Origin of the sequence: Pseudomonas sp. RIT-To-2 (assembly GCF_029623465.1) — a bacterium.
Taxonomy (GTDB): domain Bacteria; phylum Pseudomonadota; class Gammaproteobacteria; order Pseudomonadales; family Pseudomonadaceae; genus Aquipseudomonas; species Aquipseudomonas silvicola.
Map to the genome: position 1 here is coordinate 1 of NZ_JAPYKM010000077.1, position 6,971 is coordinate 6,971.

Sequence of the window (6,971 nt, forward strand, 5' to 3'; positions counted from 1 at the left end):
CAGGCGCCGCGGTCATCAACGGGCGAAGGTCACGGCCACAAACGCGTCAGTTCAGGGTCAGGAACAGCGCCGAGGTCCACACACGGGACTGGTCACGCTGCCGGGCACAGATGAACAACGGGTGTTCGCGAGCCGGGTCCAGGTCCAGGTCCGCGAGTGCCACCTGCCCCTGTACTTCGCGCGGCAAGGGCGCCATGGTCATGCACTCCACGGCTACCTGCAACTCAGCGCCCGCCAGGTGCTGCACGTGCGCGCCTGCGGTAAGCAGGGTGTCACCGGTCAGGTCGATATCGACCCTGGGCGCATGCACGAACGGCTGAGGCTGCGACGGGTCCCCCACCTTGACGTAGTTGTCGATACGGCTGCGTACCTGAATCCGCGCGCCGGCAAGGTGCGACAGCTCCAGCTCGATGCTGTCGGTGTCGCCGTTGGTGTCGGTGCGAAATGCCAGGCGGGTGGGCCCCTGACGCCAGACGGTCTGCTCGGGATGGTCCAGGCCCTGGGTAGTGAAACCCTTGATCACCGCGCCGGTGACCTCGATTTCACCCGCCCAATAGGCGCCGCGGTAGCGGTCCTTGATCCGCGCGCCACCCAGCCGCACACGGATACGCTGGCTGGAAAGGCCCAATTCCTGGTGCAGGTTGCGCGACCAGATCAACTGCTCACCGTCGAACAGGTCGACCTGCTCCCAGCCGCTGTCGCCCAGCAAGCGATAGTCCAGGTGGTCGCTGGCCTGGGCGCTGAACACCTCACCCATCAAGTGCTGGCCCTGGCGCAGGCTGGCGAACGTGCGCTCGCCGGTGGTGGCGAACGTACGCCGGGCCCGCAGGGCCTTGCCGACGCTGGCGCGGTCGAAACCGCTGGACAGCACCCCGGTCAGGCCGCCACGGGAACCAAACACCGCCGTGGCCGGTACCCCGCCGCCGCAACGGCCCTGGTGCTCGTCACTGTTGGCCGCCGCCCCCACGCGGTACCCGCGCTGCAAGGCCTCGGCGTACACCCAGTGGAACTGGCCCCAGGCCGATCCTACCTCGATCAGGCGCTCCAGCTCAGGGTGGTGCCAGTCCAGGTTGCAGCGGCGCCCGCCCACGTGGGGCATCATCAAGTGCCCTTCGGGGTCTTTGGCGTAGGCGGCGTACAACTCATCCACCGGCCAGGCGCCCGGCTTGATGGTGCCGGCAGTGAACTCGTTCCACTCGAATGAACGCACCAGGCGGCCCTGGTTGTCGAACGGGAACTCCGGCTTGCGGTCATGCAGGAACACCACGTTGCGATCCCCCCCGGCGCACGAGTTGCCGCACCATTCGGTACCGGGGTAGCAGACGAACCGCCCCGGCTCGTTGAGTTCGCTGATCAGTGCAACGGCCTGGTCCCAGCGCTGCTCGGTGATGTTGAAGTCGTTGGCGGTGTAGCCCAGCACATCCAGGCCAGCGACATCGCGGCCATAGCTGAGGTTGTACAAGGTGTCGTTGGTGCCCACGGTATCATCCGAATGCACGTGCAGATCCGCATACAGCGGCCGCAACCCGGCACCGGCGGCATCTACCGTCACATAGGCAATGCTGGGTGCGACGCCGGGGTGGTCGACCCGGGCACGCAATTGCCATTCGCCCTGCCCCTGCAACACCAAGGCACTCTGGCGCACCACGGCCCAGCCGTCGCCGGCCAGGGTGAAAGGCAATTCTTGCGCCTCGCCCTCAGGGCCGGCCAACGTCAGCACGCCGGCCAAGGGTAACTGCCGGCAGGTGTTGCCCCAGGCGTCATCGGCACGCACCAGCACGTCGAAGGCCTCGCCGGCACTGATCAACCGCGGGGCGATGACCTGCAGGTGGCTGGCCGGGCCGGGCACGATATCCAGCAGCAGGTCGCCCGGCACCTCGGCGAACTTGGAGCTGCCCAGCGGGTCGATGAACAGGCGCATCTGGAAGCCTTTTTCGACAAAGCTCTGCACCCGCGTGCCGGCTCCGCCCTGACGGCGGTCGCCCAGGCGGATGATGATGCGGTCACCGGGGTTCAGGTAGCCGTCGATGATGTCGATGATCAAGGCTTTCTGGAACGGCCGCTCATGGCCCTTCTGGTCGAACCGTACCTTCAGGTGCTGCACGGTGGCCTGGCTCTGGCCGGGCACCAGGTCACCGGCCTGGTACTCGGCACTGACGTAGTTGGCGCCGGCCGGGTTGCTGGTCTGGAATAGCGCCCAGTCGGAATAGAACTTGAACGCCAGTTTCAGCCAGGCGCCGTCAGCCAGGCCGCTGCCGCCCACTTCGTAGACCAGGGTGATTTCATCCCACTGGCCAGCCACCAGGGTCTGCCGGTCGCAACTGATGCTGCCCAGGAACGGCCGCTGCTTGTTGCGCTCGTACAAGCCCTGGGGGGCGATAAAGTGCCCGGCGTCGCGCGGATCGAAAGTAGTACTCAAGTGACACCTCGTGAAGGGTTCGATTCAGAATGGGCCGGCCGCGTCACTGCGGGCGCCAGGCCTGGTAATGACGTTCGATGCGGCGGAACACCAGGCTTTCCATCAGCCAGGCCAGCAAGCCGATCAGGACAATGCCCAGCAGCACCTGGCTGCTGTTGCCGATCTGCCCCCCCATGGACACCATCCAGCCAATGCCCTGGGAGGCGCCGATCATTTCCGCCGCCACCAGCGCCCGCCAGCCTTGGCTGAAGCCGATGCGCAGGGCTGCGGTCAGGAAGGGCAGCGAGGCCGGCAAATAGACATGGGCCAGCAACTGCCAGCGGTTGGCGCCCAAGGTGCGGGCGGCGCGCACTTCGCCGCCGCGAATGCTCTGCACGCCCTCTTGCAGGGTGACGGCCATGGGAAACACCGCGGCAATGAAAATCACCAGCACGATGGAGAAGAACCCCAGGCCGAAAATGATCAGGATCAGCGGCGCCCAGGCGATCGGCGGGATAGCCATGAACAGGCTGTTGAGGGGCGAGATGAAGTCGCGAAAGCGCCGCGACAGCCCGCCAGCGCTGCCCAACAGCACCGCCACCAGCACGCCGCCACAAAAGCCGGCCAACTCCTCCAGCAGGCTGGCGCGCAGTTGCAGCCACAGCGAGCCATCGGCCAGCCAGCGCAGCGCCTCATGGGCCACCACCCAGGGTTGTGGTAGCACATAGCTAGGGAAGCGGCTGGCCAGGGCCACCCACACCAACAGCAGGAACGGTAGCGAGGCCCAGCCCCAGTTTGGTTTCGGTAAGGTCATGAAGGGCTCAGTGCGACGCTTTTTCCAGGTATGACGTGTCCACCAGTTGCGCTGGGGTCATGGCGGTGTCCATGAACCCCAGAGCCTTGGAGTCGTTCATCAGGCGCTGAATGAATTGAATGTCGGCTGGCCCCAGGTCGGCGGACCAGCCCAGCCGCGTACGAGCCTGGGCAACGATTGCTTCGGGGCTGATGGTCTTGCCGTCAGGGCCTTGCACCGGTTCCAGGCGAAACGCATCGGCGATGATGCGGTTGGCTTCGGCGGGGTGTTCGTTGAGGAAAGCGACTGCCTTGCGATGGGCACGCAGCAGCTTGACCACGTCGTCGGGGCGCTCTTGCAGGGTCTTGGGCAGCGCGATGACCACGTACCAGGGGTATTGCGGCAGCGCCTGGTTGACGTCCAGCAGCACCCGCGCCGAGCCGCGCAGCACGGCTTGGCTGACGAAGGGCTCCCAGGTGAACGCAGCATCGACGATGCCTCGGTCCAGGGCGGCGTTCATGTTGCCCGGGGGCATATCGATGATGTTCAGGTCATGGTCGGGGTCCAGCCCGGCCTTCTCTTTCAGCACATAGCCGCGCAGCAGCACGTCCATGCCACTGCCCTTCTTGACCCCGGCGAGCTTCTTGCCTTTGAGGTCCTGAAGTTGCCGGACAGGGCTGTGGTCCCCCACCAGCACCGCGGCCTGGCCGTAGTTGACCTTGGCCAGGATGGTGCTTTTCAGCCCGCGCGAATACCACTGGTACACCGGCGGCGTCCCCACATAGGCCACGTCCAGCTCGCCAGCGGCCAAGGCCTGCTGGATCACCGGGCCGTCGCCCAGGGCCTTGAGATCAACGTCCAGGCCTTCCTGCTTGTAGAAGCCTTCCTTGTCGGCGATCAGGGCCGGGGCGTTGGCCATGGCGAACACATAGCCGATGCGCAGCGGTTTATCGGCAGCAAAGGCGCTGGTGGCCAGGGTCAGGGCCGACAACGTGGCGGCCAGGAGGGCAGTTCTGATCATGCGAGGGTCTCGGGCAAGGGGCGAACGGGAATGGCAAGGGGTGACTGGGCCATGACCTGGGAGATGCGCTCCATCAGTTCATTGCGGTAATCGAGGAATGCGGGCAGGCGCCGGGTCACCAGGTTGCTGCGCGGGCGTGGCAGGTCGATGGCCAGTTCGCTGTGGATACCACCGGGGGCGATATTGAGCACGACCACGCGGTCGGCCAGGAACACCGCTTCATCGATGTCATGGGTGATGAACAGCACGGTCTGGCCCAGTTCGGCCCACAGGCGCAGGGTTTCCTCGTTCATGCTGTTGCGGCTGATGGCGTCCAGGGCGGCGAAGGGTTCATCCATCAGCAGCACGCCGGGTTCCAGCGCCAGGGTTCGGGCCAGGGACACGCGCTGCTGCATGCCCCCCGACAGTTGATGGGCCAGGCGCTGGGCAGCGTGCTCGAGGCCCACCAGGCGCAAATAGCCCAGGGCTTTTTCGCGCTGCTCGGCATCACTGCCCTGCCCGGCCATGCGCAAACCGAAACGCACGTTCTCCAGGGCGCTGAGCCAGGGGAACAGTTGCGGTGCCTGGAACACGTAGCCCAGCTCCGGCAGCTCCGGGCGCACCGCCTGCTCGTTGATCAGGATACGCCCGGCGGACGGTGCCTGGAATCCGGCCAGCAAATTGAGCAAGGTGGTCTTACCGCACCCTGACGGCCCGAGAATGGCCACGAACTCGCCGGGCCGCGCCCGCAGGCTGAATTGCTCGAACACCGAATGGCCGTTGGCGTAACCGAAACTGATCGCGTCGACATTCAGGGCGTTGGCACCGGGGGGCGAAACAAAGGGAGTCAAGGGCATGGCAAGCGCTGTCAGGTCGTTTACAATGGATAGTCCTGACATAATACGTATTAATACAAGCTGAACCAAGATTGTATTTTCATAACCTTAGAAGCAACGGAACCGCACAGTGCCCATCCTTCGCGACAGCACCACGTCACTTCAAGAGCAGATCGCCCAGCAGTTGCTGGAAGAAATCCAGCGCGGCGAATTCGAACCCACCGGCAAACTGCCGTCCGAGGCCGAGCTGGGCAAGCGCTTCGGGGTGAGCCGCGTCACCGTCCGCCTGGCGGTGGGCAAGCTGTGTGACGACGGCGTGGTCGAACGCAAGCAGGGCAAGGGCACCTTCGCCGCCGCCAAGCAGGTACGTCATGGCCTGGATGCTTTGCGCAGTTTCCATGAGGCCTTGTTGCTGCAGGGCCTCACACCCACCATGCGTGTGGTGGGCCAGCACCTGCAACCGACGCCGGAAGCCTTGCGCGCGCTATTCGAAGGTGCCGCCCAGTGCCTGTGCGTGGAGCGGCTGCACTTCGTCGACGGCGAACCCATCGCCCTGGGCCGCAGCTACCTGCCGGCGCAACTGGCCAGCGTGGTGTGGGAAGAAGTTGAGCAACAGCCCATCTATTCGATACTGGAGGCAGTCACCGGCAGCCCGGTTGCCCGTGCCGACCTGGCTATCCGTGCCCAGGAGGCCGACAAGGCTCTGGCTGCCAGCCTGGGGGTCAAGCGCGGCGCGGCACTGCTGGTCATGGAGCGCACCTCGTGGTTCGCCGATGAGCGCTGCTGTGACCGCACCACGTTCCATATCCGGCCGGAACGCTACGCCTTTGTGCTGAGCGGCGTGTTCAAATCCCGCGCGGGGCAATGACGGTGTCGGCGCTAATACCCGAAATGAATGACTAAATGCATATTGAGTATTTAAGGTTCTAAGGGCGCACGGCTATTCTGGGGCCATTCCGGTTACTTGTACTGCCTTTAGGAACCTGCCATGAGCGCCCACCCGAACGTTGTCGACCTGACCCTTTACCGTAATCGCAAGAAGGCGCAGCACCTGGGCAAACTGATGTGGGCCATGTACGCAGGGCATTCCTCCCTCTCCCACGAACAATGGGCGCAGGCGCTCAAGGCAGTTGAACCTTCGCGTCAGGCCTGAACCATGGCCCTGCCCAGCGGCTTTCTAGACAGCGGTATGGACCTTGCGGTCGAATTCAGCAGCCCTGAAGCGGGCGAAGACGACCAGGTGGGCCGGCGCGTCGCCCTGAACCTGCAACGCCTGCGTGCCAAACGCCAATTATCGCTGGACGCCACGGCACGGGCCAGCGGGGTCAGCCGGGCCATGCTCGCGCAGATCGAATCGGGCCGCAGCGTGCCGTCCATCAAGGTGCTGTGCAAGATCGCCAAGGCATTGAAAGTGTCGGTGGCAGCGTTCCTGGAGCAACGCGAGTTCGACGGGGTGGCTTTGCTGCCCGCCCGTGAGAGCAAGCGGCTGGTCAGCGCCAATGGCACCTTCATCAGCCGCGCCCTGTTCCCGTTCGACGTGGCGCGTCAGGTCGAATTCTACGAACTGCGCCTCAGCCCTCTGGGTGAAGAAGTGTCCGAGGGGCATGGCCCGGGCGTACAGGAAAACCTGGTGGTGTCCCAGGGGGTGCTGGAAATCAGCGTCAATGACGAGCGCTACCTGTTATCAACGGGTGACTCCCTACTGTTCTACGCCGACCAGCCTCACCGCTACCGCAACCCGGCCGACAGCGATGTGCTGGCGTACCTGGTGATGACCTACCCAGAGCGCCGCGAATAGCCTTCAGGCAACGCGGCACACGCCCACCGCAGGCCCGGGCGAAGCTCGGGAAGCAGACGCCGCGTTCTTCCAGCCCAACCGCGCCGCGCCCTTCCCGAGCTGGCGCCCGGTCCCACAGGGCTGAATGGACGGGCGGGGTTAGCTTC

At 65.0% G+C, this 6,971-nt stretch carries 7 protein-coding genes; 3 read left to right on the top strand and 4 right to left on the bottom strand.

Annotated elements, in window-relative coordinates:
* Positions 1–46: 46 nt before the first annotated feature.
* The 4 genes from QBK88_RS30415 to QBK88_RS30430 are packed head-to-tail and all read right to left on the bottom strand — an operon-like array spanning position 47 to position 5,048.
* Positions 47–2,419: a hypothetical protein gene (locus QBK88_RS30415; protein ID WP_277965001.1), complete on the bottom strand. Its 2,373-nt coding sequence runs from the start codon at positions 2,417–2,419 to the stop codon at positions 47–49.
* 43 nt (positions 2,420–2,462) lie between these two features.
* Positions 2,463–3,212, bottom strand: coding sequence for an ABC transporter permease (locus QBK88_RS30420; RefSeq protein ID WP_277965002.1), 750 nt, complete (start codon positions 3,210–3,212; stop codon positions 2,463–2,465).
* A 7-nt stretch (positions 3,213–3,219) separates the two neighbouring features.
* Complete coding sequence (locus tag QBK88_RS30425; RefSeq protein WP_277965003.1) at positions 3,220–4,212, bottom strand: ABC transporter substrate-binding protein; 993 nt, start codon at positions 4,210–4,212, stop codon at positions 3,220–3,222.
* Positions 4,209–5,048 carry an ABC transporter ATP-binding protein gene (locus QBK88_RS30430; protein ID WP_277965004.1) on the bottom strand — a complete coding sequence of 280 codons (840 nt, stop codon included), beginning with the start codon at positions 5,046–5,048 and terminating at the stop codon, positions 4,209–4,211. Before QBK88_RS30430 ends, QBK88_RS30425 begins: the two co-directional genes overlap by 4 nt.
* Positions 5,049–5,157: 109 nt before the next feature.
* Here QBK88_RS30430 and QBK88_RS30435 point away from each other — a divergent pair, with 109 nt between their 5' ends.
* The 3 genes from QBK88_RS30435 (at position 5,158) to QBK88_RS30445 (ending at position 6,825) form a co-directional block, all read left to right on the top strand.
* On the top strand, positions 5,158–5,895 hold the full coding sequence (locus QBK88_RS30435) for a GntR family transcriptional regulator (protein ID WP_277965005.1): 738 nt from the start codon (positions 5,158–5,160) through the stop codon (positions 5,893–5,895).
* 120 nt (positions 5,896–6,015) lie between these two features.
* On the top strand, positions 6,016–6,180 hold the full coding sequence (locus QBK88_RS30440; protein ID WP_277965006.1) for a hypothetical protein: 165 nt from the start codon (positions 6,016–6,018) through the stop codon (positions 6,178–6,180).
* Between the two features lie 36 nt (positions 6,181–6,216).
* Complete coding sequence (locus QBK88_RS30445; protein WP_277965007.1) at positions 6,217–6,825, top strand: XRE family transcriptional regulator; 609 nt, start codon at positions 6,217–6,219, stop codon at positions 6,823–6,825.
* Positions 6,826–6,971 lie beyond the last annotated feature (146 nt).

Coding starts and splice junctions, on each gene's coding strand:
- QBK88_RS30420 (WP_277965002.1), bottom strand. CDS start 3,212: ATGACCTTACCGAAACCAAACTGGGGCTGGGCCTCGCTACCGTTCCTG.
- QBK88_RS30425 (WP_277965003.1), bottom strand. CDS start 4,212: ATGATCAGAACTGCCCTCCTGGCCGCCACGTTGTCGGCCCTGACCCTG.
- QBK88_RS30430 (WP_277965004.1), bottom strand. CDS start 5,048: ATGCCCTTGACTCCCTTTGTTTCGCCCCCCGGTGCCAACGCCCTGAAT.
- QBK88_RS30440 (WP_277965006.1), top strand. CDS start 6,016: ATGAGCGCCCACCCGAACGTTGTCGACCTGACCCTTTACCGTAATCGC.
- QBK88_RS30445 (WP_277965007.1), top strand. CDS start 6,217: ATGGACCTTGCGGTCGAATTCAGCAGCCCTGAAGCGGGCGAAGACGAC.